We start from the raw sequence: 26999 nt of genomic DNA on the forward strand, positions 1-26999 counted from the left end.
TGATTATGAATGTAATTTCAAGTGAAATTTATAAAATATTTAAAAACAAAATTTTTTATGGAACCTTGATAGTATTTTTAGTGATGAATGTCATTGCATTTGTTTCTGGGTTTAAAGAAAAGTTATCTTCTGGTTCTTCTGAAATGCTAGGAACAGGAATTTCTACTTATCAAGCATCATATGAAGCAGATGGCATTATATATATAATTCTTATATTTGTAGCTTTTTCAATTACTGCTGAATATGCAAATGGTAGCATACGTCAAATGGCTAGCCATGGAATAGAAAGATGGAGATTAGTACTTGGTCAGTATATAGCAATATCTTTGGTTATTACTATAGTTGTGTTAGGTTTTGGATTTATAAATTTATTGTCATTTACAATATTATCTGGATTAGGTGAAATTGACATTACTGTGTTTATGCGCATGAATTTAGGAATGCTATGTATAATTTGGGCAAGCACAGGGGTTGGTACTTTTTTATCTCATTTATTAAAAAATGTAGGTATTACAATTATAGCGTCTATAGTATTGGCTGTAGGAAGTAATTTTATAGTTAATATATTTGCCTTATTAACAAATAATGATACTTTTTTAATGTACGGTCTTAGTAATATGCGTAAAATTATAATTAATTTTGTTTCAAAACCAGAGGATATTATGAAGTGTTGTCTTGTTTTAGTGTTAATTGGTGTAACTGCAATTTTAGGATCTTGTATATTATTTTCAAAAAGGGATGTAGAGTAACTATATCAATAAAGAAAGTTTGTAAGTGATATTACAAGATGATTTAAAAAAGTAATAAATTATTTAAGGTATATATAGGAAGAGAAGGGAGAAGATGATTTTGAATATATTAAGAACAGAAAATTTATCAAAAATTTATGGTATGGGTGATACAAAGGTTAATGCATTAGATAATTTAAATTTGAGAATAGGAAAAGGTGAATTTGTTTCAATAATTGGACCTAGTGGCTCTGGAAAATCTACACTGCTTCATATGTTAGGTGGTGTGGATCGTCCAACAGAAGGGAAAATATATATAGAGGATACTGATATATCATCTATGAATGAAACTGAGTCAGCTTTATTTAGACGAAAAAATATAGGTATAATTTATCAGTCTTATAATTTAATTCCTACATTGAATGTAGAAAAGAATATATTGTTACCAATGCTATTAGATGGAGTAAAACCTAAAAAAGAAGAATTTGATAAGGTTATAGAAATGCTTGGATTAAGCAAAAGGCTTAATCATCTTCCCAATCAGCTATCAGGTGGACAACAACAAAGAGTTGCTATAGGAAGAGCACTAATTTATAAACCATCAATTATTTTAGCTGATGAGCCTACTGGAAATCTTGATAGGAAAAATACTAAAGCAACTCTTGAATTATTGAAGCGTTCAAATGAGGAATATAATCAGACAATTGTAATGATAACGCATGATGAAGAAATTGCATTATCAGCACATAGAATGATTACAATTATTGATGGGAAAATAGTGTCAGATGAGGTGAATAAGTCATGAAAATTATGAATGAATACACGTATCACCAGTTAAAAAAGAATAAACGGCATACAATTTCTATATTAGTAGCTATAACAATTGCTTCATCATTATTGTGTTCATTATGTATTTTTCTATATTCTATATGGGACTCAAAGGTAAATACAGCAATTGAGCAAACTGGTTATTGGCAGGGAGAAATAACTGAGTCCATTTCTGGTGATAAATTAAAACATATTACAGAAAATCCAGCTATTAAAACTACAATGATTAAAGGAAGTTGGATTACAGCAGAGCTTCAGGATACAAAGCGCCAATATTTGTTATTGAGAGATGCAAATAAGGATTTTTGGAACAACATGAACTTTAAAAATAGTGTTATAGAAGGAAGACTTCCAGAAGAATCGGGAGAAATTGTTATATCGAAACTATTCTTTATAGATAATCCACAATATAAAGTTGGTGATAAGGTAACACTCCCAATAGGGAACCGTATGTTAAATAACGTAGCAATTCAAACACAAGCTTATAAACAAGAAGGTGAAACCTTTGAGGTATCAGGAACAAAGACTTATACAATAGTTGGAGAGTTAGACATATCTGCAATTTCTTTATTTCCAGGATATATTGCAATGGGATATTTGGATGTTTCAGATATTCAACCAAGTGATGAACTTACAGTTTATATGAATTTTAAGAATGTTCGAGGGATATATAAGGAACTACCAGATATTGCTGAATCTATTGGATTAAGTAAGGACGAACATGGACAATATAGAGTTATGTATAATACACAGTTATTGAATTTATATGGAATAAGCGATAAAAATAATACAAACACTCAATTTATTTTAATTCTAGCTATAGCAGTAATCATGCTTTTACTAATTATGGGAGCATTTATTCTTATCATTTATAATGCATTTGCTTTATCAGCTAATAGTAGAATTAAGGAATTAAGTATTTTAAAGAGCTTAGGAGCAACACCAAAACAAATTAAGTATTCTGTCCTCTATGAGGGATTTTTGCTATGGATTGTTCAGCTTCCAATTGGTTTAATAATAGGATATATGTTTAGTTATCTTGTATTTTCTAAGGTTAATGGAATTTTGAGCCTTATAGAAGATTATAAGAATATTCGGGTTTGTTTTTCTTGGATAGTTGTTATTTTTTCATTACTCATATCATTAATTACAGTTCTAGTTTCAGCATATATTCCAGCAAGAAAAGCAGCAAAAGTGCCAGCTATTTCTGGAATACTTCAAAATAGTCAGGTAATAAAAATTAAAAAGCAAAAACGTAATTTAATAATTAAGAAAATATTTGGGATAGAAGGTGAGCTTGCAGGTTCACAATTTTCAGCAAATAAGAAAAGTTTACGAGTAGCAGTTCTTTCTCTTTCAATGTGCTTTATTTTGATAGCTGGTTATACCAATATTATTTCCATATATAATTTAGCTGATTCTCAAAATAGCAAAGAAGTTAGTCATGATATTACAGTTTCTCTAAATGTCGTTGATGAACCAAGCGACGAAATGATTAATAGGATTACTTCAATGCCAGAAGTTAAAGATAGTGTTATTAGAAGGCAGGTACGTACTTCAACATATGTAAGTTCAGAAGACGAGTCAGATGTTTTTGCTGCATCAGGTGGATTTACTGAAATAAGCAGCAATAAATACAATGTATTAAAAGAAGATGATAAATATAGAATTATAGTTAATCTAGTAGGATTGAGTGATGAATCATTTGAAAAATATTGCAATGATATTGGAACTGACTATGAAAAATATAATACAGAAAGTACAGTATCAGGTATATTGATAAATAGAACATATCATATACCTGTTGATTCAAAAGTTGCAGAAGAAATTCCATTTTTAAATACAAAAGAAGGAAGTGAAATGAGTTTATATGAAAAAGTAGATGATGATATGGATACAACCAATAATTTTAAGATAAAAATAGGAGATGTTACAGATAAATATCCTAGTGATATAAATAGTAACAGATATAGTCTAGCTTTAATAATACCAATGAAGAATTATGATAAAATAGTTAACGATTTTTCACCAGAGCGTATTCTTGAATCTAGTAGAATGTCAATTGATTTGTTGGTTGGGGATGAGGCTAGTGTAAATGCAAAGAAAGAATTAACACAGACTTGTAGCTCTTATTTAGGATCAGAAGATTTTAGTATATGGACTTTATTAGAAGAAAAAAATCATAAAGAACTAGTTCAGAGAGCTATTGAGATTGGTGTTTCTGCTGTTGCATTAATGATTGGTATGATTGGTATTTTTAATGCATTTTCTATTGTTTCAAATAATATGAGATTACGTAAAAAAGAATTTGCTATGTTAAGGTCAGTAGGATTAACTCCGAAAGGATTAAATAAAATGCTTACATTAGAAGGCTTATTATTTGCATTAAAACCAATTGTTATTGCTATTCCTGTAGTATTTATTATATGTTGGTATATGCTAAATTTAACATCAATGACATGGAGTGAATTTATAACTGTCTTCCCAGGTAAATCAATTTTAGTTTATGCTATACTAGTATTTATATCTATACTTTTGGCTTATTGGTTTTCTTCTAAGTCTGTTAAAAGAAGTAATATTATAGAAGCAATGAAAGATGGACTAGTATAGTATTTAATGTTTATTATAGCTGCGAGTTTATTGTTGCAAAGGAGTTAATATGAAGGATGTTTGGGTGGTTACAACTTTTTTGCTTATGTTTATGCTTATTATACTAATTATTTATCATTTATATTATCGTATGAACATTAAGCATATTACTAGACAATTATTGGAAATAATGAATGTACCTGATACTAATGAACTTCTAACAGTACTGGCAAGGCAAAGTGATATCGTAGATTTGGTAAATATACTAAATAAGCTAATTAAAGATATCAGACTGTCACGTATACGAATTAAAAGGTTAACTATGAAGTTTAGAAAGGGTATAACCAATATTGCACATGATTTACGTACACCGCTTACAACTGCTAGTGGATATGTTCAAATGCTTCAGGCAAGTGCTACAGAAGAAGAAAGCCAAGAATACTTAAGAATAATATTGGAAAGACAAAATATGGTTAAAATGTTGCTGGAACAATTATTTGAATATGTACGTATTGAATCAGGAGAAATTATTTATGAACACGTATCTATAGATGCAAAAAAAGTTTTTATAGATACGCTTGCTATGTATTATGATGATTTTAATAAGAACGGAGAAGAGCCTACTATTCATTTATTAGAAAAGCCATGCATAATACTAGGAGATGAACAAGGGATAAAAAGAATATTTTCTAATATCTTATTTAATGCAATTACTCATGGTAAAGGAGAATATTGTTTTCAAATCCAGGAAAAAGATAGTTATATATTTACGTTTTCTAATATTAGTGATCCAATGACTGGAGAGGATTTAGATAAAATATTTGACCGTTTTTATACAAAGGATCAATCTAGAAATAAAAAGACTACGGGGTTAGGCTTGACAATAGCTAAAGAAATTACAATGCAGATGAATGGAAAAATAGAGGCTTATTATAATAATAGTAGGTTCTTTATATCTATTTCATTTCCTAAAGCTTAATAATTTATATAAAAAGGTTAGTATTTTTTCTATGTAAAGGATAAATACTAACCTTTTTTACCTTATTATAGGGTAAATTGATTTTAAGTCTCACATAAAAAAAAAGGTGTAAAAAAAATACATATTAGTATTTATTTAACAAGCTTTCTATGTTATAGTAAATTTGAAGACAAGCTTGTCAAAAAAATAAAATAAGAAGTATATTATTTGCTTTATAATGAGAGGGGGATGTAAAATGTTAAAATTAAAGAATTCAAATAGTATGAACGTTAAAGCTAAAGCAGGTTGTGGTCGTTTTGATGCTAACTGTATCTTCTGTGATGGTGGCTGGTGGGACGTAAACAAGAGTGTTGAACGTTAGTAAAACGTAATTATTACTATAGTCTAATATAAGTTTTTATAACAAATACAAATAATTGATCTTCTATTTCTTATAGAAATAGAAGATTGGTTATTTTGTTTAAATAAGAATAAATTATTAATAAGATAACTTACTTATAATTATTTTATAGGTAGCTTATTTTTTATTAATATAAAATATATTTATTGAAAAATTAAAGCTTTAAGGGGGATTTATGGATACACATATTAAATTTTCAAATTTTAAAATATTTCAGAATGATGACCATAAATATATGTATTGTGTTAACGATAGCAAGATATTTGAAATAGATGACAGAACTTTAGCTTTATTAAACGAAGAAGGAAAAACATATGAAGAGATCGAAAAAGATTTATCTTCATTATTTAGTAAAGAGGAATTAGATGAACTTATTAACTCGATGCGTGAGTTCGGAATCATAGAAAATAAAGATGATAACATTGAAAATAATTATGATATAAATACTGACAACTTATCTGCAATCATTCTTTTAGTTGCTCAAGATTGTAATCTTAGATGTTCTTACTGCTATGCTGATGAGGGAAAATATAACGATTGTGGCAGAATGGATATTACTACCGCTAAAAGAGCAGTAGATTTTTTAATAGATAAATCTGATAGTGAACAATTAGGAGTTTGTTTTTTTGGAGGAGAACCGCTTTTAAATTTTGAATTAATAAAAGAAATTGTTTCTTATTGCCATGAAAAAGAAATAAACAAAAAATTTAACTTTAGCATGACTTCAAATGGTACTTTGTTAAATAAAGAGATTGAAGAATTCATTATAGAAAATAAAATTGCTATTCAAATCAGTATTGATGGTGATAAGAATACTTATGATTCAAATAGATATTTTAGTGGTAAAGTTGGTTCATTTGATACAGTATTGAGAAAAACAAAATCTTTAAGAGAAAAAGGTTTATTAAGTGCTAGAGGTACAATTACTACAAAAGAACTAGATTTAGTGCATACATATGATTTTTTAAATTCAACAGGATTTAACAGGGTTGTATTATCTCCAGCATTCAATTTATTAAATGATGAGGAATATGATGCAGTAGCTGATGCACATATAAATCTTTATTCAAATTTTGAAAATCGTATTAAGGAAAAGAAAATTGACGAAGTGAAAAATAATGTAATGGTTATGGAAACTTTGAGTTATATTCACAATTCTGGAATACGTACAACTGCTTGCGGTGCAGGTAAAAACATGTATGCTATAGATATTAATGGTGATATATACCCATGTCAAAGATTTGTAGGTAGTAAAAAAGCAATTCTAGGTAATATCTTTAAAGACGATGATAAGCAAAAAGAATTTGCTGAAAAAACTAAGATATATAACTTTGATAAGTGCAGTAGTTGTTGGACTAGAAATTTATGTGTTGGTGGATGTGTTCATACTAATTTTTCTTTAACAGATAATATGAATTTACCTTATGAGCCATTTTGTGAATATAAAAGAAAGACAACAGCTGAGGCAATTAATATATATTTAAGATTAAGCGATGAGGAGATTGATGAATTATTTAAAGAACAAAAAGAGTTACCTTGCATTAAATAATTTCTTAAATAATCACAATTATTTTAAACTGTTTAATAAATATATTAAGCCTTTTCTTTTGGACATCTTTATTTGTTTATTATCTATAATGATTTTCACCTCAGCTAATCTGATATATCCTTATATTATAGAATTAGTTATTGATGATGCATTAGTTAATAAAAGTATAAATAAATTGTTTATATATACTTTTAGTATGTTTTTTATTGTAATAATTCAGTCGCTTTCTAGATATTTTGTTGCAAATAAATCTTTAACTATATGCCAGAAAATAATATTAAAAATAAAAGAGGATATTACGGAACAGTTAAGTAAATACTCTCAAATATTTTTTGGAGAATATAAAAGATCGCAGATTATATCAGTAATTGAAAATGATCTACAACAGATTGAAAGAGTAGGAATATATATAATAACAGAGTTTCTAGTTTCAGTAATTACAATTATAGGATTATTAATTATAATATTTGTAATAGATTATCATATAGCTATAGTTTGTATTGCTTTATTAATTTTGTATGCATATTTACAAAAAAACAATGGAAAAAAATTAAAGAGCTACTCATTAGGGTTAAGTAAAAGTAAGGGTGAACTATATTCACATACACAAGAATTGGTATTTAATATATCTGATATTAAAATGTTAAACTATCATCATCAGTATAAAAAAAATTATTTAAATAAGTGTATAGAATATTTTAAAAAGGAAAAGAGGATTACAAATCTAGGGGTTTGGTCAAATATTGTAGGAATTGTTTTTAATAATTTAACCTTAATTATAGCATTATGCTTAGGTGGTTATATGATGTTAAATGAAGAAATGACTGTAGGTATATTATTTTCATTAACAGTTTATACTCAGCAATTATTTTCACCAGTAACTGTGCTTACTAATTTATATGTAGAATTAAAAAAGATACAATCTTCACTAAAAAGAGTATCTAATATATTGCATAATAAAAAGTATGTAATTCAAGAAGGTTATAAGTCTTCAGAGCAACCATTATATGGTGATATTATTCTAAAAGATTTCAGTTTTAGTTATGGTAAGGAGATTATATTTAATAAAGCTAATATTAATATTGAAAATCGATCAAAAATTGCATTAATAGGAAGTAATGGTTCAGGTAAAACAACATTGATAAGATTGCTTATGAGGTTGCAGGAAGATTATCAAGGAGAAATACTTTTAGATGGGTGTAATATTGAAGATTATAAATTAGATTATCTAAGGGAAAATATTATTTGTATTAGCCAAAGACCGTTTATACTTAATGGTACAATACTTGATAATATTTTATTGAATAATAAGGAGTTAACAGAAGAAAAAGTTAACGAAATTATTTCTCTTGTCTGCTTAACAGATGATATAAAAAATATGCCTAATGGTATAAATACAGTTATTGGAGATAATGGTATTTCTTTATCTGGAGGACAGGCACAGAAATTAGCATTAGCTCGTATCTTTGTTAATGATTATTCCATTATTATATTAGATGAACCTACATCACCTCTAGACATTGAATCAGAAGAGATAATTTGTAAAAATATATATCAATACTTAAATGATAAAACTATTATTGCTGTTACACATAGAAAGACAATTTTGAAATATTGTTCCCCAATATATGAGGTGAAAAATAATTTAATAATAGAAAAGACATTATGTAAATAAATTTGTATTTTGAGTATTAAAAAATATATCATTAATCTAAAAAAAAGCTTAGTTATAGGGAATCTTTAAATTGATCACAAGTAAAGGCGTAGTAGAATTCGATTAAAAAATTAATAATTAACAAATTAGAAATAATCATGTTATATATTAATAACAAGATCATTTCTAATTTTTTATAAGGCTAAAATTTTTTCTTCCATATAATTTGTAACTTTGTAAGAAGTACTCCATTATCACTTGTAATATTGTGAATTGTATTAATATCGCTATTTTCATCATAAATTACTTCAGATGAAATATGTAGTGTATCTCCATCAGTTGTTTCCTTTTTAAATAATACTTTAATATTAAATAAATTATATTCGTTTAAAATAGATCTTGGCAAAGTATCCATAGCCATTTCCATATACTTTACATTATTAACATGCCCATTAAAATCTATGTCACTATATCTAACAGGATAGTCTTTTATATAGTCTGGTTTTTGAAGTTTAGGTATATCATCTAAAACAGGTACTTCAACTAATTCCTCTTTAAGACCATATATTTCGCTTTGTTTAGGAGATATCCTCATAGGACGCCTTTTATCGAAATCTATTAATATAGCTGTTGAAAAGACCTCTCCTATAATTTTCCCTTCAGAGTTTTTCATAGTGTTTTGCCTATAGCCATAGAACTTTTTTGTACCTAATACCTTAGTTTGAACTGTTATTTTATCTTTAAATTTAGGATATTCATATATAGTTATATCATACTTTAAAAGTACCCAAATACAGTTATTTTGAGCAAATCCTTCATTAGTTTCTCCTAAGTAATCAGATTGGGCTATGATGACATCCCATAAGAAATCTGCTAAGGATGAAAATGTACATTTATGTTCAGAATCAACATTAAAAATATTTATTGTATATTCCTTTTCAAAAATATCATTCAATTATATTTCCTCCTTTTATAAGGTTAACGTGAGTTTTATATATAACTCACTTTATAATTATTGACTGATTGTTCCATTTATAGTAGAATTTTTAATAGTTTGTAGATAAAATATGCATAATAAACGAAAATTTAAATGTTGCTGAAATAATAAGTAAAATAAAATTTATTAATTTTGATTAGTGTATTTACATTATTTTAGAAATGTTGAAACAAAGGAATAATATGAGAAAAATTTACGGAGGTAAAAGGAAATGAAGAGAGTTTATTTAGCTAGTCCATTTTTTAATGATACAGAAGTTGAATATTTAGAAAAGGTTGAGAAAATCTTAGAAGAAAAGGGGTTAGAGGTATTTTCACCTATGAGAAATCCAATGGATAAAAATGCTGAAGTTGGTTCTCGCCAATGGTCAATTGAAACTTTTATGAATGACTTAAAACATATTAAGTGGGCTGAAATCGTTGTAGGTATTTATCATGGAAATTACTCAGATAGTGGAACAGCATGGGAACTTGGTTATGCTTATGCTACTGATAAACCTGTTATTTTAGTTCATGTAGGTAAAGATAGTAATCTTATGGTTCATGAAGGAGCTCATGCAAATATAACTATAGAGGAACTTAAAAATTATGATTTTAAAAAATTAGAAAGTTCTTTTTATAGTGGTGAAATGCTTTAGTTAAAAAATAAATATATATCCATAATTGGAAAGAGGTTGTTGCAAAATTATTTTTAATCATTTTGTAGCAACCTCTTTTTTTGTATTTTAAAATTGATATTTTAGGAGTTATAATAAAAATATATTATGCTAGGATCTTCCTTAATTACTCCAATATTTTTTAAACGTCTACCTAAAACACAAATATATTCGTCATTCTCAGAATTATATTCCATATTTTCTCGCTTACTTATGTCTGATTTAAATTTCTTTGTTTTTTGCTTTTCATAAAATTGAGGTTTTATATAAGATGTTTGATTATTTTTTCTATAAATACGTAATTTTCCTCACTTTTGTAATCGGCATCGGCAACTATATTTTTAAATTTCTTTAGATAAATTTCCTAGTTACTTTAAATACGAATAAAGTAACTACTATTAATATAATGTGTATACGATTGGGAAAGTAGATTATATTGACAGTTAAAATACTATATTATATACTTAAAAAGATTAATTTAATGAAAAGGAGAATTGAAGAGATGATTTTAGTTGTTCTTAACTAAACTATTAAAATTAAATAGTTTAAGATGCTTAAAAGTTCTATTGTTGAACTTTATATTAGTGTGCATTTTAAGAACAATATCTTACTTTAAACTCTTTTATAAAAATAAAATAACTTTAAATACAAAACATATATATGAATTTGTATTTAATTTAATTTAAATATAATGAAAGATCTTTATATAAATAAAATCCTCATAGACGATATTGTTTGTCTATGGGGATTTTTAATTTTAAATTAAGAAAGGTTGGGAATTTTATGGCTTTAACAAAGGTTACAGAACGAATTTATTATCTTATAAACGACAGAGAAGCTGATAGACCAGTGCTTGGATACATTAAAGGAGATAAGTATTCTTTGATGGTAGATGCAGGAAACTCAAAAGAGCATGTTAAAAAATTTAACGATTCTATAAAAAAATTAAATTTAAAATTACCTGATTATATAGCAATAACTCATTGGCATTGGGACCATAGTTATGGGATGCATGCAGTTACAGGGAAAACTATAGCGTGTGAAATAACTAATGAACAATTAGAGATTATGTCAAAATGGCAATGGACAGACGAAGCGATGAAAAAACGTCTTTTAACTGGAGAAGATATAGAGTTTGCAGATACTAATATTCGTAAAGAATATAAATCGCTACAAGATATAAAAGTTATATCTGCAGATATAGTGTTTAAAAATGATTTAGAAATAGATTTAGGAGGATTAACGGTTATTTTAAAGAATATTATTGCTCCTCATTCAGAGGATTCAGTAATAGTTTATGTCCCTGAAGAAAAAGTAGTATTTATAGGAGATGCATATGGTGTAGATTATTATAATAATTACAAATATGACTCACTTAAGTTAGAGGAACTTATATACACCTTAGAAGATTTAGAGTTTAACATTTGTTTTCCAGGACACTCAACGCCTATAAATAAAACTGAGATTATTGAGTATTTAAAATCGCAGCATAAGAAAATTTGTATAAATAACGATTAAATATTAATAAATCTTAAAACATTTATATAGTATTGCTTAAACATTTATTTCTATAATAAACCAAATAAATGGAGGAGGTAACTATAGATGTTTGTATTAGAATATATAAAAGATCCTAAGAGTATTGGGGCAATTGCACCAAGTGGAAAGTATTTAGCTAATAAAATAATAAGTAATATTAATTTTGAAAAAGCAAAATACATTGTAGAATATGGGCCTGGTACAGGTGTCTTTACAGAAAAAATTCTTGCTAGAATTAAAGATGATACTATAGTATTATTAATTGAAATTAATGAAGAATTTTATAATATTTTAAAAAGTATATATGGACACAAAAATAATGTAATAATTGTAAATGATAGTGTAGAAAATATTGATATAATACTTAAAAAATACTCAATAACAAATGTAGATTATATTATATCTGGACTGCCATTTACGTCATTACCTAAAAGTGTTTCAAACTGCATTTTAAATAAGACATCAAAAATAATAAGTGGCAATGGAGATTTTATTACTTTTCAATATTCACTTTTGAAGATTAGACTTTTTAAAGAGTATTTTGGGGAAATTAATTACACAAAGGTAATTAGAAATATACCACCAGCTTATGTATTAAAATGTACAGGAGGAAAAAATGCATAAAAATATATTAGTAGTTGATGATGATAAAGATATTAGAGAACTTGTAGCTGTTTATATGAAAACCGAAGAATTTTACGTTGATAAAGCTTGCAATGGAGAAGAAGCTCTAAAAATGGTTGAAGAAAAAAATTATGATTTAATTATCTTAGATGTTATGATGCCAAAAGTTGATGGAATGCAAGCTTTAATTGAAATTAGAAAAAAATATTCAATGCCTGTAATTTTTTTAACTGCTAAAAATGAAGAAATCGATATGATAAAAGGATTAGCTTTAGGTGCAGATGATTATATAGCGAAACCTTTTAGTTCAATGGAGTTAATAGCTAGAGTTAAAGCTCAATTAAGAAGATATACGGTATTTAATAATTCAGAAAAAGACATTATAACAATAGGTGATTTGACTTTAGACACAAAAATGCATAGAGTAATGATTTTAGGAAAAGAAGTAAAATTAACTCCTACTGAATATAAAATATTAGAGTTACTATGCAGAAATAGAGATATGGTATTTAGTGTTGAACAAATATATGAAAAAATATGGAGAGATAAATATGCAGTTGGAGACACATCAATAATGGTTCATATAACAAAACTTAGGCAAAAAATAGAAAAAGATCCTAAAAACCCAGAATATCTTAAAACAGTATGGGGAATAGGCTATAAGATATGAAAATTAGCTTTAAAAAACTAAGTATATATATGCTTTTTTCATTAGTAGTTTCTATTTTTGTGTGTGTTGAGTTTATTAAGTTTACAGCACCTATAATGGAAAAGTTTATGATGGAAGAAAATATAAATCTTATTAAGATTCAGGTTACTGGCATTATTTTAATATTTTCTTCGATAACAGTATTTATTTTTACATTCTTATTTTTAATAAATAGAAAGGCAAAATATATAAATTATATATCAAAAGAAGTAAAAAAAATTAAAAGTGAAGGTTTTGGAAGAACTATTGAGCTAAGAGGAAAAGATGAGTTAACTGAGCTTTGTATGAGCATAAATGAAATGTCATTAGAGCTTAAAGAAAGAATTGAAAATGAGAAGAAAATAGAAAAAAATAAAAATGAACTAATAACAAACATATCTCATGATTTAAAAACCCCTTTAACTTCTATTATAGGATATTTAGAGTTGTTGAATGCTAAAAAGGTTGATGAAGAAAATAAAGATGAATATGTAAAAATTGCATATAATAAAAGCTTGAGGCTAAGGACATTAGTAAATGAGTTGTTTGAGTATACAAAATTGAATAGTACTGATATTAAAATTCAAAAAGTTAAGTTTAATATATCAGCTTTAATAAATCAAATTGTTGGTGAAAGTATTATAGATTTTTCAGAAAAAGATATTGAAGTTAGATTAGAAAATCCATATAAAGAATTAAATTCTTTTATAGATAAAAAATTAATTTATAGAGTTTTTGAAAATTTAATGAAAAATGCTCAGAAATATAGTGATCCAAATTCTTTATTTCTAGTAATTGTTGAAGAAAATAATACTAATATAACAATATCTTTTATTAATAAATGTGAGGAGATACAAGAAGATGACTTAGATAAAATTTTTGAAAAGTTTTATAGGATAGACGAAGCAAGAAGTAGTGAGAATGAGGGAGCAGGATTAGGATTAGCAATTGCAAAAAAAATAGTAGAATTACACGATGGAGAGTTATTAGTAAAAAAATTAAATGAAAATATAGAATTTAAAATTATTTTAAATAAAGCATAGCAATTTAGCTATGCTTTATTTATTAAGAAAAATTAATATATTTATAAGCAAATTATTAAAAGTAAAAAGTTAATATTTAATTATATTATTGCTAGGATGGTGTAAAAAATGAGTGTTTTAGGAAAAATAATTTTTGTATTAAATAAATATTTATTAGGCATTTTCGTCTTAATAATAAGTATTTTTGCATATCACTTTTTTAAAAAATTAAGAAATTAGTATATAGGTTTAATAGAAGATATGTATATGGAGGAGTTTAGTTATGGAACATAAATTAAGGATAAAAAATAAATTAAGCTTTAATATAAAAAAATGTTTAGTACTTTCTATGATATTAGTAATAATTATAATAATTTCGTTTATATTATCAAAAATAGGTGATATCTTAGATAAAAGCACATTGATAAATATATTGATTAAGTATAAAGAGAAGTCAATGCTTATATATTTTTTAGTATGCTTTCTACAACCAATTATTTTACCATTACCAGAACCAGTTACAATAATGGTAGGTAGTTTAATATTGGGAGAAACTAAGGGAGCTGTAATAGGCTTTTTAGGAACTATATTAGGGATAATAAGTATGTTTCTTTTTTCTAGATATGCTAGTCAAAAGCTTATAAAAAAGATGGTAAATAGTAAGAAGATAGAAAAGTTTAATGAATATATAAAGAAAAATGAAACTTTAATCATTTTATTATTATTTATCTTACCTATTTTACCAGATGAGGTTATTTGTATTGGAGCAGGTATTGGCAAATTTAATGGATATAAATTCATTACTATAGCAATAATATCAAAATTAATTACAGCTTTTACATTATCATATTCAATAGAGTTGTTTAGTTTTAATCCGCTAAGTATTTTAATAATTGTAGCAATTATAATTTTAACTATTATAATTACTAAGCTTATTAATAAGGTTATATCAATATAAAATAAAAATAATTATTTAAAGTTAAATATTATTTCAGGTTATCTTTAAAAGTTATTATGTTTTAACATAATATTTAAATATACCATAATAAAACTATAGGTGGAGTTATCCGCCTATAGTTTTTAATATTACTTGTCTACTGGTTTAATAAGTTCCCAGTAAATCAAATTCTGGTCTCGATTAAATTCCTTCATACCAACCTTTTCTAATAGTCGTGCAGAAGGCTTGTTATCAATTAAACACTCTGCCTTAATAATTCTGACATTCTTTTGAGAAATTGCCCAATTCGTAATAGCCTTTAATGCTTCAAAACCAATACCTTTTCCTCTTTCGCTTTCTACTAATCCATAACCAACTTCAACTTCACCTTTTTCATCAGGCTTTCCATGAAAACCTATGTCTCCAATTACCTTCATAGTGTCTTTTTTTATAATCATCCAAACTTCAAAACCACTTGGTACTTTATCATTTTCTAATGATTCATATATAATAGGCAATATATCCTTAGTATCATCCGTTGGCCATTTTTTATCTATTTTAATTCCAAGTTTCTCAACTTCGTTACTGCTTCCATCCATTAAAGATTTAGTTATTTCTAATGTTATTGGTATTAATATTAACCTTATTGTTTGTATATTTTTTAAATCCACTTTATTTTCCACCTTTCAATATTAAAAAAACTTAATAGAACTAAAGGTGGATTAGTACCTATAAATTTAAGTAGTAAACCACCTCATAGAATTTACAGTTATAAAACTTTTCATAAAATCAACTCCTAACATTATTAATTAAGAAAAAGATATAATCTAAATTAATTACATCTATATAGTAAGTGTACTAAACTCATAATAAAATGTAAATATTTTAATTATTTTCCTGTAATTTATAATTTATATCATGTACATAGACATTAACTTTATATTTTAAAATCTTTTACTTTTATATATGGATGAGATACATTACTTTAAATCAAGCTATTTCTTTAATAAAGTGGAGCCAGAATATTTCTATTATTATTGTGATAAACACGGTATGTTAATTATGCAAGGCATGGTAAATAACGGCTCATATTCTTTTATAAGAGATACAGCCCTTCCTACTATAGGTGTACTTAATATTAAAGATACAAGAAGAGGTAATAAAGAACAAAGAGAAATATTTATAAAGCATACTGAAGAAACAATAAAGCACCTTTATAATCACCCATGCATTATTGGATAGACTATATTTAATGAAGGATGGGGGCAGTTCCGAAGTGATAACCTTTATGAATTTGTTAAGAATATTGATAGCACTCGCTTTATAGATTCAACTTCAGGATGGTTTAATCATGAAAAGAGTGATGTAGAATATGAAGCTAATGGTTTATATACTTATGATAGGAAAGTGTGTAAGGTAGAAAAAGAAAAAATTCTAGAAGTTAGTTTTAAAATCAAAAAGATTATTGAAGAATTGCATTAAAAAGTTAATCTCTTATTTTTACAAAGGGGGTCGCGTTTCGCGAGCCCCTTTTAAACCATTGATTTTACTTGCTTAAAGACGTCTTTAAAGTTAAATTACTGGTTTTTATCTATTATTTAGTATATACAATTGAAAAGTTCTGTTAATAAAAATTGGATTAAATATATTATATTCATTTTAACATATCTAATATTTCATCCTCTGGAGTTGAAGAGTCACAACGAACTTCAATTTCTCCATTTTTATGAACAATAAAGCCTGGCACAGTTACAATATTATATTTATCTCTAAATTCTCTAAGTTCATTATCTAAATGGTTTGAACTATCAACATAATGAATTGGTGTAGTAACTTTACTAGCTAATTCACTTAATTTTTTAGCAAATTTACGACAGTAAGGGCAGGTTGATCTTCCTATATATACAATAGCTTTATCTTCATTATTTAATAAGTCATCTGCTTCTATAGAAAGTATTTTGTTAAATGACTTTATATTTTCTTCATATTGATCTTCTTCAAACATTTTATATCCTCCTAATATTTTTCAGAATATTATACCAAATTTGAAGTGCTATATCAAATTAAGTCATCTAACCCATTAACTGTAGTTTGCTCATCTTCATTAATAGGAATAACTATACATTTTTGACCATCAATTATTTGAGATTTTATTTGAGGTATTTTTTCAGGTTTAACTTGAAGAATAACATCATAATTAGCTGTAGTATTATTATTTTCTGAATTTGTATCATCAAAATTTTCTATGTTGCTTTCTGAATCTTCATTTGAGTCAGTTTCAGAAGCTTCGTCTAATATAATATCATCAGCACTACTTTCTAAAATATCATCATTATTTTTAGGCTTATCAGAATTACCTTCTAAATCATCATTGTTATCTTCTGATTTAGCATCATTATTTTCTGTAGCTGTTGGATTTTCATTATCTACCGTAGCTTCTTGCTTAACTTGCTCAAGTTTAGTTTGAAGTATTTCTACTTGTTTTTGAAGGTGCTTTTCCTTTTTTACTTGTTCATTTGCTTTAAGTACTTTTGCATCTATTAAATTCTCTACTAAAGGAAGTTCATCACCAAAGGTTTCAACATATGATTTTTCAATTTTTGTAGTAATTTCTTCAGGAACTCCACTTTCTATTAATAGACTTTGGATATCATCTTTTGTTAAACTTATAGGTTCAGCATCTGTATCATCATATATAGCATTGTACTCATCTAGCATATTATTTAAATTTTCTTGTACTTCCACAAAGATTTTTTCAGCTTTCTTTTCATCAGCGCTAAATGTATCTTTAATGATTGATTGGAAGGTTTCCTTTTGTATAGTAGCTGTTTGTTTTGAATAACAACCTAAAGCATTTTCCATTAACTCAGGATGTGTATCTTTTGCATTTTTAGTGTAATACATAATGGAATTTACATCTGAACTACGATTAATAAAAGCAGGAAAAACAAATCCATTAGTTGGAGCTTCAACTACCCAATCCCTAATACGAGCTTTTATTTTATTATCTTCCTCAAAGTATCTAAGTCCAGGCTCTGAAAGTGAAACAGGACATAGTGCGCATAATACATATTCATATACTTCTTCTGATTCATCTAACTTAGCGTTGTCTCTAGTTTTAGTAATAACATCATAAGCATCATGGAAAATAAGTATTAAAAAGTTACCAGTATAATCATAGTTATCTATAATTGAGTCATAAAATTCATCAAGAATAACATCATCCCTCAATTGACTGCTTTTAAGTCTCATAAGAGAAACTTGTTTTTCATTTATAAGATCTTCATTAGTTGGAAAGTTAAGCTCTAAAATATTATTACCAATAGTACCAGACAGAACTTTTTTAGCAATTTCCAAGTATTTAAAGTATTCATCTTCATCTAAATTTAAAAAGGTTTCTCTAAATTTTAAAATAACATGTTTTTCTCCATTAACATAACAACCACACATTTTAGTAAAGGTGCAGTGATCCTTCTTTAAACGTCTTTTTAACTCAAGTATATCTTTTTTTATCATATATAAACCTCTCAATCTAGTTTTTATATTTATATTATTTACTATTATATGTATATCAATAAGTAAGCTTGGGGAAGTGCAATTAAATCTTCGTACACTTATTTTAGTATAATATTTTTTCGAAATTAATTAAAGGTTTTATTACATGAACTTAAATTAGACTATGTGGTAGAAGAGTATTAATGAATGTCTATAGCCGTAAAAATGGATTAAAATAAATAATAATTCATTTTTAAATTTTATGTATTTCATCTGAAAAAATATAGGTATTTAGGATTTTACTTTCATGATATAATTTAGAAAATTCTTGCAATAGATAATAAAATAACTTAAAGAATATTGATATGTAAATAAGTAATTTTTACTATGTTATAATTGGAGGTAAATAAAGTGAAATACAATAATCCTATAATTAAAGGTTTTTATCCTGATCCAAGTGTATGTAAAGTTGATGATATATATTATCTTGTATGTAGTTCATTTCAATATTTTCCTGGTGATCCTCTTTTTGAAAGTAAGGATTTAATTAATTGGAAGCAAATAGGACATTGTTTAACGAGAAAGAGTCAAGTTCAACTTGAGAATGTAAATAGTTCAGGTGGGGTCTTTGCACCAACTATAAGATATAATAATGGTAGGTTTTATATGACCACTAATAATAATACAACAAATCAGAATTTTTATGTATGGACTGATAATATTTATGATGAGTGGTCTGAGCCTATATATGTAGATCAAGGAGGAATTGATCCTTCTTTATATTTTGAAAATGATAAAACTTATTTTATAAGCAATGGAAGAGATGATTATGGAATGAGTGGAATAGTTCAATGTGAAATTGATATAGAAACTGGTAAAAAGCTAACACCTAGTCGTACAATTTGGACAGGTTCAGGCGGACGTTTTATTGAAAGTCCACATATGTACAAAATAAATGGAAAATACTATTTAGTTGTAGCAGAAGGAGGAACTGAATATGGACATATGGTAACATATGCTCGTGGTGATTCTCCATATGGTGATTTTGAAGGGTATAATTATAATCCAGTTTTGACAAATCGCAATTTAGGTGGCTATGAAATACAAGGAGTAGGGCATGGAGATCTTATTGAAGATAATGATGGTAATTGGTGGATAATTCATCTTGGATTCCGTCAGATAGGACAGTGGGAGCAATATCATCATTTAGGTCGTGAGGTTTTCTTAACTCCAATTACTTTTGGAGAAGATGGGTGGTTTACAGCAGGAGATAATTGTACAACAACTAATTCATTTAATCTTGTAAATATAACTAATAATGTTATTCAAAATGACAAGAAATACTATACTTTTGAAAATACTGACTGGGATAAGGATTGGTGTTATTTACGTACACCTAAGAGTGAAAACTATAAATTCACTGAGAATAAATTAGTATTAAAAGGAACAGATATTACACTTGATGATATTGATTCTCCAACATTTATAGGACTTCGTCAAAGAGATTTCAATGCTACTATTTCTTGTGAGGTATGTATATCAGAAGGGGAAAGCGGAATAACTTTATATATGGATGAAAATCATCATTATGATTTAGCAATACGAAAAATTGAAAATGGATATGAGGCAATTAAACGTCTTAATATTGGAGACATTAAATCAGTAGAAAAAACTGTAATTTTAAATGATATCAATAAGGTTTCCCTAGTTATCCGTGCAAATAATAGTGACTATAGTTTTTATGTTAAATCAGCTAGTGAAGAAACTAATCTTGGAACAGCTAAAACTAGATACCTTTCTTCAGAGGTTGCTGGAGGTTTTACAGGTGTTATTATTGGATTATATGCATATGGGGATGGTTGCCGCAATTATTCGGAGTTCACAAATTTTGAGTGCAGATATCTTTAATGAGTATAAATAAATATATCTTTTTATAATTAGTTTAAAAATATAGATTAGAATATTATAAAATACATTTTAATGTTATATTCTTATCTGATGGTAGGGACACGAAAAGTATAGATTTAAAGAAATTAATACAAATGGCGATAATTTATTAGAATTGAGCTATTTTTTATAAAAAAGGTTATATAGAGAAGGAGAATTGAAAATGAGAGATTATGAAAAAATGCATAGTGGAAAGATTTATAATTGTGGTGATGAAGAATTATTAGAAATGCAAACTAAGTGTTTGGATAAGTTATATGATTTTAATGCAACACGCCCAACAGAATTTGAAAAACGCCAAAGTATGTTAAAAGAAATGTTAGCAGAAATGGGAGAGGGGTGTTATATTGAACCTCCATTTCGTAGTAACTGGGGTGGGAAACATGTACATTTTGGCAATAATGTATATGCTAATTTTAATTTAACATTAGTAGATGATACACATATTTATGTAGGGGATTATACAATGTTTGGTCCTAATGTTACTGTTGCTACTGCAGCACATCCAATAGATCCTAATTTTCGTATGCCTGTAACACAATATAATAAACCAGTTCATATTGGGAAAAATTGTTGGATAGGAGCAGGTGCTATTATATTACCTGGAATTACAATTGGGGATAATACAGTAATTGGAGCTGGTAGTGTAGTAACTAAAGATATTCCTGCAAATGTTGTTGCAGTAGGAAATCCATGTAAGGTTTTAAGAAAAATTAATGAAAATGATAAAGCTAATGCCCAAGAATTGATTTATAAATAAGATTCTATTGAGGTGATTGATATAAAATAACAAGAAACAACTTACAATGTTTTTAATGTAGTAAGTTGTTTCTTATTTACTTAAAAGATTATAATACTTGGTATAATTCATTTTTCTATTTTATAAAAGTGAATTATGATAAAAATTATTGAGTTATTGAATAATCCTTTTTTTCTGGAATTAAAAAAAGAATAAACCTAAATAAAGTATAAATTACTAATACTGTAGCAATAATTGTTTGAAATAAAAGGATATATTTTAAGAATCCCATATCATATCCTGTTTTAGCTAAGTAGTTCATATTCATTTTTGTTGCAATTCCACTTATAACAAATGGAAATGTAAATGCAGAGTAGCTTGGGGAAAATGGCATTTTTAAATAATTTGGTAACTTAAATAAAACTATAATAAATGTTATGAATGCTAAAATAGATAAAAAAGATACCATTAAAAATGACTTTGTTTGCATTGATTGAATATAACCAGCAAGACAAAGATTTACAGGAGCTGCATATATACAGAATAATGGCTTAGCTGGACTAGGAATTTCTTTATATTTAACATATCTATATGTTACAACTACAAGTAATATCATACATAATATAAATGCAAACCAAAATGCCAATGTGCCTATATTTGTTTTTTCAAAATCTGGGGCAGAAACACTTGCAACAGCTAGTCCAACATAAACTATAAAATACGTTGTAAAAACTTTTTTTATATCAAACTTTAATATGAATTTTATCGAGAAGTACACTATTAAACATAGATGAATAATTATTCCTAAATACCAAATATAAATAGCTTTGTCCCCTATAAAAGGTTTTATATAAGTAGATAAAAGCATTATAGCCATTGGAAATGTTGCAGATACACCAGCCATAATTGGATTTTTCATGTCTTCTTTTATCATAAATGGATACATTACAATTTTACATATTAGTAGTAGTCCTAGAATTAAAGATACAATTCCGCATACTAAACGAATAGATTCAGAATAGCTTTGAAGTAAATTACCTAAAGCCGCAAAACCAAGCATTACCCCTGAAATAGGGAGTGGTATTTTCTTTATCATAATTTATCTCCTATACTGTAACTAAAGAATCTGTATTAACTAGATTTAGTTCTCTTACTATTATTTCTGCAACTTTTCCAGCAACCATACCTGTAAACTGTATACATTGTTCTTTATGAGCCCCAGATGACATATCGAATTCTTTAGTTAATATACGGCAGCAAAGAGAATTTTTGCCGTTAGATTCTTTGAACCAATCATGTAATTCCTTTGATAATTCTAAATTTTTCTCTACTTTAGAATCTCCTTGTTTAGTACGACCAAAGAATAAACCTAAAGCCATAACCCCACCAGAAACTGCTCCGCATATACATTTAGAACGTCCGATTCCAACAGGAAATCCTGAAGCCATTGCAATTACTTCTTCAGGTATATCTAGCTCAAAGTTAGAACGTATGGAACTTATTAGTGCTTCAGAGCAGAAAAATCCTCCTCTAAATAAATCCTCAGCGTCTTTTGATATTTTTCTTATGCTTACCTCTTTTTTTATATTCATACAAAACCTCCATTTTATATAGTCACTTTTATTATAAATCATGAGGAAATTTAATACAAATTTATATTTTAATGAAATAAATACAAATTAATTATTTCTTATTTATTAAAATTAGACCAACTATACTTAAGAATATTCCTAATCCATTAATAAAAGATAGTTTACTTTTATAAATAAAAATACCAACTATAATTAATATTATTGTTAAAATTATACTTACAAAAATTTGTAATAATTTTTATTACAGGAAGCATTTTCAATATGAATAGAGTCATCAAAGAATATATAATAAAATGTAAAGTTGAGATGAATTCACAAAATTGCTTAAACAAGATTAATAAGTAGGTTAAACACTATAAGGACTGAGATATTATAAATCAGTCCTTTTTTATTTTCTTGATAATTTTTTATATGTATTAAGTTTAAAGCTTACATTTTTATCATATTCAATATTAAAATAGCATGTATAAATACAATCTAAAATATATAATAAAGATAGCCTAGTTGAAAATGATGATATCTTATTAAAGTGGTTTTCATTTGAACTTAAATATACTTGATAATTTGCATATTTAGTAAGAGGATTTTCATTTGTAGAGGATATTAAAATAATTGGAGTTTTGTTCTTTTTTAAAATCTCTGCTATGTTTTCTGCTATTATTCCTCTGCCTTCAAAGGATACAATTATTGCAATGTGGTTTTCATCACTAGTTGAAGCTGTTAAAAGCTGTTGATATTCCTCTAGAGGAACATTAATAAAAGTTCCTATTTCTTGCATCTGAAATTTAAAGTTTGCTGCAAAATAAATATTTCCAGCAGATGTATAAAAATCTATAAAGTTTGATTTTTTTAAAACATGAGCAATTAATTTTAATTGTTCAAGATCTATTAAGTTTAATGATGATAACAGAGTTTGCTCGTAAAGTTCTTTCATTTTAAGAACAATTTCATATTGAGTTTCATTTTCTTTAAAAGGATAGTTATAATCTATGGAGCTTTTTTCTTTTAAATACTCCTTAATAGAAGAAGAGACTTGTACTTTAAGTTCTGATAATCCAACAAAATCTAATTTTTGGCATAGCCTATAAATTGTTGAAGTAGAAATAAAGCAGGCTTCACTAATTTCGGAAGCACTCATTTTAACAAAGCTTTCTGGATTATCTTGCATATATTTAACTAGTATTTTTTCATTTTCAGTTAAGTTAGTTAATTTAGTCAATTTACTAAAAATGTTCATGAAGAATCACCTCATGAACATTATACAATATTTTAATAAGTTTTAGTTTCTTAAAATTATTTATAGCTTAAACTTCTATTTCTTTAATATATTTACTTAGTGTATATGCAATACCATCTTCTTCATTAGATAAAGTAACTTCATCAGCTATAGCTTTTAAATCATCTACAGCATTTTCCATAGCGACTCCTATACCTGCATACTTAACCATTGAGGCATCATTATGTCCATCTGCAAAAGCAATCATTTCTTCCTTTTTATATCCTCTAGGAATTAAAACAGAATCTAATGCTTTAGCTTTATCTATTCCTTTAGCAGTAAATTCAAAGTAGAAATCTGCTGTGAACATGCAGTTTAAAGTTTCTTTGAAAGGTTCCATCATTTCTTTATAATGAGATTTAAGATATTCAGGCTCTCCAGCAGTTAAAATTTTATTTAACGGATAATCAGCAAAAGCAGCTAAATCATCTTTTTCACAAAGTTTAAATTTACCGCCACGAGATTCATATTGAATTATATTAAAAGGCGCACCTTTATAGTTTATTTCATTATTAAAAACATCATTAACATACATATAATTACCTTTATCAATCATAGGTTTAACATCAAATTTCTTCATATGTTCAAGGACAGCTTGTCCTTCTTCAATACTCATAGTTTCATTAAATAAAACTTCATTAGTTTCACAATCTATAACCTTAGATCCGTTAAAAGCAACTAAAAGCCCATTATTTTCATTCATTTTTAATTCTTTAGCAAGGTCCATTAACCCAGATGTAGGTCTTCCTGATGCTAAAACCAGTATAGCTCCTTTTTCTTGCGCTTTAATTAAAGCATTTTTAGTTCTTTCAGTTACTACTTTTTTACTATTAGTTAATGTACCATCTACATCCATAATAATAACTTTTATATTACTCATTTATCTTTCCTCCATAGTTCTTTTTATTTAATTATACTAATACTGGTCTTATAATGGAATCGATTAATTAAATAATGAGTAATTTATATCAAAAATAATAAAATTAAAGAATAATAAATGAAATAACTTTGTCATTATTGAATTTTTAATAATAAATATGGGAACATAAAATATCCTTAGCTATTTATTAATATTAGCTAAGGATATTTTTATATGGCAAGTATATCTCTTAAAACTTCTTTACTGTGAATTATACTTAATAGTTTATCTTCAGTTTTTATTACATCATTTCTTGTTTTAAAATATTTATTTACTTTCTTTGCAATTTTACTTGAATCTTCATCCAAAGAGGAAATAAAGTCAAATATACTTTTACCTTCATAAATTGCACAAATATATGGAGCTACTATATATTTCACATCACATAGTATAGAATTTTCTATCCAGTAATCTATATGAGAAATGTTGATCTTCTTTTCCATTAACTTAATATATGATTTTAAACCATCTTCAGTAGATTCCCAAAAGTCTATATATACATAATCAAACTTATTAAGATAAGCTTCATTATAGTAATCAAATGCATTACCATGAATAATTTCTAGTTTTTTATTAGTATTAAATTGTGGCCTTATATACTTTTCAAATAAATCAATTACATCTTTATTAAATTCAACTACTGTTACACTTTCTACTTCATCTTTAAGTAACCAAAGATATGGTAAAACTCCAATTCCAAGCCCCATAGTCATACAATTTCCATGGCCTTTTTCTATTCCATCTCCCATACTTTCAATTTCACTAATAGCAGGGGACATCCATACTCTTTCACCTTCTTTTAATACTGGCAAATGGATATCACTTTCAAAATACCCAATTGGATGATAATGAAATAGATATTTTCCTAGAGGTTTATAGAAATCCATATTCATTAAAGTTCTTTTCTTAATAGTTGCTTTTTCATATCTTACAGTATCTGAATAAATATTATCAAGTTTAATGTTTTTATAATAAGGGTTATCTGTAAGTTGTCTTGAGTCGTACTTTAAGTTATTGTAAGGAAGATTATATTTTTTCAATATTTTTATTAGTTCTTTTTCCTTATTTGGAGTAAGAATCTGTTCATTATAAGTTAAAATTGATGATAAATAATCATTCATGTTTACCATAGATAATATAAGATTTTTCATTGATAAGTCTAATTCTTTATTTTTCTCAAATTTAATCATCTAGAACCTCCAGTATATTTTTCATGAAAGAATTAATTAAGTTTTGCTAAGCAGAAGCACTTCTTGCGCAGCTATTTATTTTATGGAGGATATCCATTTATCTTCGCCTTTATATCATCAATTTATAAATTTTTATGCTTACGCAAGTTCATTTGCTAAATCTGATTTTTTCATAGATAATTGATTTTTAAAAACTAGTCTAAAGACAAATCTTACAAATGGTTGTACTAAAAACAATTGTGTAAAGATTGCAAACGGGAAGTTGATTACTATGTTTTGCATCCATCTAGCAAAAAATTCTGCGTTAAGGCCATTAAACATAAGTGTTGAAACAAATGACATCATTGGACACATTAAACATACAGTTGAAAATATAATTGCTGTATTAACTATATATGGTTTTTCTTCTCGTGGATTTACAGCTCTAAAAGCTAATTTTAATGAAAGTGGACCTGCAATAAATACTTCAAGTAAGATTGCAAATATAAATTCAATCCAAACTATACTACGAGATTCTATAAATACTTGATTAGACATTCCCCCCATTTCAATTGAAAGATTATAAAACACAAATAAATGTACCGTTATTATTACGGTTAAAAAGGCAAAAAATAATTTTTGTAATTTTGTTGTTGGCATAAATACCATCCTT

General features: G+C 26.5%; 26 protein-coding genes. 16 read left to right on the forward strand and 10 right to left on the reverse strand.

The annotated features are described in order from the left end of the window. Nucleotides 1-5 precede the first annotated feature (5 nt). From NSA50_RS02420 to NSA50_RS02450, 7 genes are all read left to right on the forward strand, one after another. Nucleotides 6-749 (forward strand): ABC transporter permease, encoded by a 744-nt coding sequence (locus NSA50_RS02420; RefSeq protein ID WP_207733857.1) that lies wholly within the window; start codon nt 6-8, stop codon nt 747-749. A gap of 100 nt (nt 750-849) precedes the next feature. Beyond that, entirely contained in the window at nt 850-1533 is a 684-nt protein-coding gene (locus NSA50_RS02425; protein WP_195266753.1) for an ABC transporter ATP-binding protein, read from the forward strand. After that, nucleotides 1530-4166 (forward strand): ABC transporter permease, encoded by a 2637-nt coding sequence (locus NSA50_RS02430; protein WP_257442642.1) that lies wholly within the window; start codon nt 1530-1532, stop codon nt 4164-4166. The genes NSA50_RS02425 and NSA50_RS02430 overlap by 4 nt, the downstream gene beginning before the upstream one ends. A 49-nt stretch (nt 4167-4215) precedes the next feature. Next, nucleotides 4216-5124 (forward strand): sensor histidine kinase, encoded by a 909-nt coding sequence (locus tag NSA50_RS02435; protein WP_195266755.1) that lies wholly within the window; start codon nt 4216-4218, stop codon nt 5122-5124. A 217-nt stretch (nt 5125-5341) separates the two neighbouring features. Next, nucleotides 5342-5485, forward strand: a complete 144-nt coding sequence (locus NSA50_RS02440) for a hypothetical protein (RefSeq protein WP_195266756.1) — start codon at nt 5342-5344, stop codon at nt 5483-5485. 214 nt (nt 5486-5699) lie between these two features. Further along, a complete protein-coding gene (gene papB / locus NSA50_RS02445; protein WP_257442654.1) occupies nt 5700-7073 on the forward strand; it encodes a PapB family radical SAM/SPASM ranthipeptide maturase in 1374 nt (457 codons plus the stop codon). After that, complete coding sequence (locus tag NSA50_RS02450; protein WP_257442656.1) at nt 7030-8748, forward strand: ABC transporter ATP-binding protein; 1719 nt, start codon at nt 7030-7032, stop codon at nt 8746-8748. The genes papB and NSA50_RS02450 overlap by 44 nt, the downstream gene beginning before the upstream one ends. Nucleotides 8749-8929: 181 nt before the next feature. On the opposite strand, the gene NSA50_RS02455 is transcribed toward NSA50_RS02450, so the two are convergent. Then, complete coding sequence (locus NSA50_RS02455; RefSeq protein WP_257442659.1) at nt 8930-9682, reverse strand: acyl-[acyl-carrier-protein] thioesterase; 753 nt, start codon at nt 9680-9682, stop codon at nt 8930-8932. A 253-nt stretch (nt 9683-9935) separates the two neighbouring features. Between NSA50_RS02455 and NSA50_RS02460 the strand changes: the two genes are divergently transcribed. The 6 genes from NSA50_RS02460 (at nt 9936) to NSA50_RS02485 (ending at nt 15210) form a co-directional block, all read left to right on the forward strand. Further along, nucleotides 9936-10361 (forward strand): nucleoside 2-deoxyribosyltransferase, encoded by a 426-nt coding sequence (locus NSA50_RS02460; RefSeq protein ID WP_195430395.1) that lies wholly within the window; start codon nt 9936-9938, stop codon nt 10359-10361. 801 nt (nt 10362-11162) lie between these two features. Next, the gene (locus tag NSA50_RS02465; RefSeq protein WP_257442664.1) at nt 11163-11897 is read left to right on the forward strand and encodes an MBL fold metallo-hydrolase; all 735 of its coding nucleotides are present in this window, start codon (nt 11163-11165) and stop codon (nt 11895-11897) included. An 87-nt stretch (nt 11898-11984) separates the two neighbouring features. After that, on the forward strand, nt 11985-12542 hold the full coding sequence (locus tag NSA50_RS02470; RefSeq protein WP_195266762.1) for a class I SAM-dependent methyltransferase: 558 nt from the start codon (nt 11985-11987) through the stop codon (nt 12540-12542). Next, nucleotides 12535-13212, forward strand: a complete 678-nt coding sequence (locus NSA50_RS02475; protein WP_195266763.1) for a response regulator transcription factor — start codon at nt 12535-12537, stop codon at nt 13210-13212. Before NSA50_RS02470 ends, NSA50_RS02475 begins: the two co-directional genes overlap by 8 nt. Next, a complete protein-coding gene (locus tag NSA50_RS02480; RefSeq protein ID WP_257442669.1) occupies nt 13209-14273 on the forward strand; it encodes a sensor histidine kinase in 1065 nt (354 codons plus the stop codon). The genes NSA50_RS02475 and NSA50_RS02480 overlap by 4 nt, the downstream gene beginning before the upstream one ends. Before the next feature lie 262 nt (nt 14274-14535). Next, nucleotides 14536-15210 carry a VTT domain-containing protein gene (locus NSA50_RS02485; protein ID WP_257442672.1) on the forward strand — a complete coding sequence of 225 codons (675 nt, stop codon included), beginning with the start codon at nt 14536-14538 and terminating at the stop codon, nt 15208-15210. 128 nt (nt 15211-15338) lie between these two features. Here NSA50_RS02485 and NSA50_RS02490 read toward each other — a convergent pair whose 3' ends face one another. After that, nucleotides 15339-15860, reverse strand: a complete 522-nt coding sequence (locus NSA50_RS02490) for a GNAT family N-acetyltransferase (protein WP_257442675.1) — start codon at nt 15858-15860, stop codon at nt 15339-15341. Between the two features lie 382 nt (nt 15861-16242). On the opposite strand from NSA50_RS02490, the gene NSA50_RS02495 reads away from it, so the two are divergent. Then, entirely contained in the window at nt 16243-16431 is a 189-nt protein-coding gene (locus NSA50_RS02495) for a hypothetical protein (RefSeq protein ID WP_195430382.1), read from the forward strand. Between the two features lie 412 nt (nt 16432-16843). Here the strand turns inward: NSA50_RS02495 and NSA50_RS02500 are convergent, their stop codons facing one another. Continuing rightward, nucleotides 16844-17194 (reverse strand): thioredoxin domain-containing protein, encoded by a 351-nt coding sequence (locus tag NSA50_RS02500; RefSeq protein WP_195430379.1) that lies wholly within the window; start codon nt 17192-17194, stop codon nt 16844-16846. Between the two features lie 53 nt (nt 17195-17247). Continuing rightward, entirely contained in the window at nt 17248-18705 is a 1458-nt protein-coding gene (locus tag NSA50_RS02505; protein WP_257442681.1) for a DUF4317 domain-containing protein, read from the reverse strand. 390 nt (nt 18706-19095) lie between these two features. On the opposite strand from NSA50_RS02505, the gene NSA50_RS02510 reads away from it, so the two are divergent. After that, nucleotides 19096-20592 (forward strand): glycoside hydrolase family 43 protein, encoded by a 1497-nt coding sequence (locus NSA50_RS02510; RefSeq protein WP_257442684.1) that lies wholly within the window; start codon nt 19096-19098, stop codon nt 20590-20592. 202 nt (nt 20593-20794) lie between these two features. After that, the gene (locus tag NSA50_RS02515; protein WP_257442687.1) at nt 20795-21391 is read left to right on the forward strand and encodes a sugar O-acetyltransferase; all 597 of its coding nucleotides are present in this window, start codon (nt 20795-20797) and stop codon (nt 21389-21391) included. A 145-nt stretch (nt 21392-21536) separates the two neighbouring features. Here NSA50_RS02515 and NSA50_RS02520 read toward each other — a convergent pair whose 3' ends face one another. From NSA50_RS02520 to NSA50_RS02545, 6 genes are all read right to left on the reverse strand, one after another. Continuing rightward, the gene (locus NSA50_RS02520) at nt 21537-22466 is read right to left on the reverse strand and encodes a TDT family transporter (RefSeq protein WP_257442690.1); all 930 of its coding nucleotides are present in this window, start codon (nt 22464-22466) and stop codon (nt 21537-21539) included. A 10-nt stretch (nt 22467-22476) separates the two neighbouring features. Continuing rightward, the gene (locus NSA50_RS02525) at nt 22477-22962 is read right to left on the reverse strand and encodes a C-GCAxxG-C-C family protein (RefSeq protein WP_195430364.1); all 486 of its coding nucleotides are present in this window, start codon (nt 22960-22962) and stop codon (nt 22477-22479) included. Between the two features lie 388 nt (nt 22963-23350). Beyond that, complete coding sequence (locus NSA50_RS02530; protein WP_195265769.1) at nt 23351-24199, reverse strand: MurR/RpiR family transcriptional regulator; 849 nt, start codon at nt 24197-24199, stop codon at nt 23351-23353. Between the two features lie 67 nt (nt 24200-24266). Continuing rightward, entirely contained in the window at nt 24267-25118 is an 852-nt protein-coding gene (locus NSA50_RS02535) for a Cof-type HAD-IIB family hydrolase (RefSeq protein ID WP_257442693.1), read from the reverse strand. Between the two features lie 209 nt (nt 25119-25327). Next, nucleotides 25328-26347, reverse strand: coding sequence for a polyamine aminopropyltransferase (locus NSA50_RS02540; protein WP_195265742.1), 1020 nt, complete (start codon nt 26345-26347; stop codon nt 25328-25330). Nucleotides 26348-26485: 138 nt separating this feature from the next. Next, nucleotides 26486-26986, reverse strand: a complete 501-nt coding sequence (locus NSA50_RS02545) for a DUF2798 domain-containing protein (RefSeq protein WP_195265741.1) — start codon at nt 26984-26986, stop codon at nt 26486-26488. Nucleotides 26987-26999 lie beyond the last annotated feature (13 nt).

Source organism: Clostridium mucosae, from assembly GCF_024622765.1.
Lineage (GTDB): Bacteria > Bacillota > Clostridia > Clostridiales > Clostridiaceae > Clostridium.

What these genes read in the sequence shown, in the direction of transcription:
- NSA50_RS02420 (WP_207733857.1), top strand. Translation starts at nt 6, where the DNA reads ATGAATGTAATTTCAAGTGAAATTTATAAAATATTTAAAAACAAAATT.
- NSA50_RS02465 (WP_257442664.1), top strand. Translation starts at nt 11,163, where the DNA reads ATGGCTTTAACAAAGGTTACAGAACGAATTTATTATCTTATAAACGAC.
- NSA50_RS02520 (WP_257442690.1), bottom strand. Translation starts at nt 22,466, where the DNA reads ATGATAAAGAAAATACCACTCCCTATTTCAGGGGTAATGCTTGGTTTT.
- NSA50_RS02435 (WP_195266755.1), top strand. Translation starts at nt 4,216, where the DNA reads ATGAAGGATGTTTGGGTGGTTACAACTTTTTTGCTTATGTTTATGCTT.
- NSA50_RS02535 (WP_257442693.1), bottom strand. Translation starts at nt 25,118, where the DNA reads ATGAGTAATATAAAAGTTATTATTATGGATGTAGATGGTACATTAACT.
- NSA50_RS02515 (WP_257442687.1), top strand. Translation starts at nt 20,795, where the DNA reads ATGAGAGATTATGAAAAAATGCATAGTGGAAAGATTTATAATTGTGGT.
- NSA50_RS02440 (WP_195266756.1), top strand. Translation starts at nt 5,342, where the DNA reads ATGAGAGGGGGATGTAAAATGTTAAAATTAAAGAATTCAAATAGTATG.
- NSA50_RS02545 (WP_195265741.1), bottom strand. Translation starts at nt 26,986, where the DNA reads ATGCCAACAACAAAATTACAAAAATTATTTTTTGCCTTTTTAACCGTA.
- papB (WP_257442654.1), top strand. Translation starts at nt 5,700, where the DNA reads ATGGATACACATATTAAATTTTCAAATTTTAAAATATTTCAGAATGAT.
- NSA50_RS02450 (WP_257442656.1), top strand. Translation starts at nt 7,030, where the DNA reads ATGAATTATTTAAAGAACAAAAAGAGTTACCTTGCATTAAATAATTTC.
- NSA50_RS02540 (WP_195265742.1), bottom strand. Translation starts at nt 26,347, where the DNA reads ATGATTAAATTTGAGAAAAATAAAGAATTAGACTTATCAATGAAAAAT.
- NSA50_RS02480 (WP_257442669.1), top strand. Translation starts at nt 13,209, where the DNA reads ATGAAAATTAGCTTTAAAAAACTAAGTATATATATGCTTTTTTCATTA.
- NSA50_RS02430 (WP_257442642.1), top strand. Translation starts at nt 1,530, where the DNA reads ATGAAAATTATGAATGAATACACGTATCACCAGTTAAAAAAGAATAAA.
- NSA50_RS02500 (WP_195430379.1), bottom strand. Translation starts at nt 17,194, where the DNA reads ATGTTTGAAGAAGATCAATATGAAGAAAATATAAAGTCATTTAACAAA.
- NSA50_RS02485 (WP_257442672.1), top strand. Translation starts at nt 14,536, where the DNA reads ATGGAACATAAATTAAGGATAAAAAATAAATTAAGCTTTAATATAAAA.
- NSA50_RS02505 (WP_257442681.1), bottom strand. Translation starts at nt 18,705, where the DNA reads ATGATAAAAAAAGATATACTTGAGTTAAAAAGACGTTTAAAGAAGGAT.
- NSA50_RS02460 (WP_195430395.1), top strand. Translation starts at nt 9,936, where the DNA reads ATGAAGAGAGTTTATTTAGCTAGTCCATTTTTTAATGATACAGAAGTT.
- NSA50_RS02475 (WP_195266763.1), top strand. Translation starts at nt 12,535, where the DNA reads ATGCATAAAAATATATTAGTAGTTGATGATGATAAAGATATTAGAGAA.
- NSA50_RS02470 (WP_195266762.1), top strand. Translation starts at nt 11,985, where the DNA reads ATGTTTGTATTAGAATATATAAAAGATCCTAAGAGTATTGGGGCAATT.
- NSA50_RS02530 (WP_195265769.1), bottom strand. Translation starts at nt 24,199, where the DNA reads ATGAACATTTTTAGTAAATTGACTAAATTAACTAACTTAACTGAAAAT.
- NSA50_RS02495 (WP_195430382.1), top strand. Translation starts at nt 16,243, where the DNA reads ATGTTAATTATGCAAGGCATGGTAAATAACGGCTCATATTCTTTTATA.
- NSA50_RS02525 (WP_195430364.1), bottom strand. Translation starts at nt 22,962, where the DNA reads ATGAATATAAAAAAAGAGGTAAGCATAAGAAAAATATCAAAAGACGCT.